Origin of the sequence: Paenibacillus agri (assembly GCF_013359945.1) — a bacterium.
GTDB lineage: Bacteria > Bacillota > Bacilli > Paenibacillales > Paenibacillaceae > Paenibacillus_AQ > Paenibacillus_AQ agri.
In genome coordinates this window covers 1-351 of the sequence record NZ_JABWCS010000122.1, presented here as the reverse complement: position 1 = coordinate 351, position 351 = coordinate 1, and the positions used below count along the sequence as shown (strand labels likewise).

Below are 351 nucleotides of genomic sequence, written 5' to 3'. Positions count from 1 at the left end.
GTGGGGTAACCCGCAAGGGAGCCAGCCGCCGAAGGTGGGGTAGATGATTGGGGTGAAGTCGTAACAAGGTAGCCGTATCGGAAGGTGCGGCTGGATCACCTCCTTTCTATGGAGAATCGTCTTCTGCAATGAAGACATTCAAATCGGAAGTATTACTTCCAAATCTCAGGTTTAGGCCTGTTACTCACTCGTTGCTCAGTTTTGAGAGTTTAAGCTCTCAATTTATATCTTGTCTGTAATTCCAGACATCACAGTCGTGATTGTCACGTAATTACAGAAACTTGATCCTTGAAAACTGGATACCGAAACGAATTTGCGTTTTAGAACATCTTTTAGCTGAAACTTGTGTAA

At 43.9% G+C, this 351-nt stretch carries 1 rRNA gene; it reads left to right on the top strand.

Features of this window, described 5'->3' with window-relative positions:
- Positions 1–106: ribosomal RNA gene (locus HPT30_RS00580) — 16S ribosomal RNA — on the top strand; the annotation flags it as partial.
- Positions 107–351 lie beyond the last annotated feature (245 nt).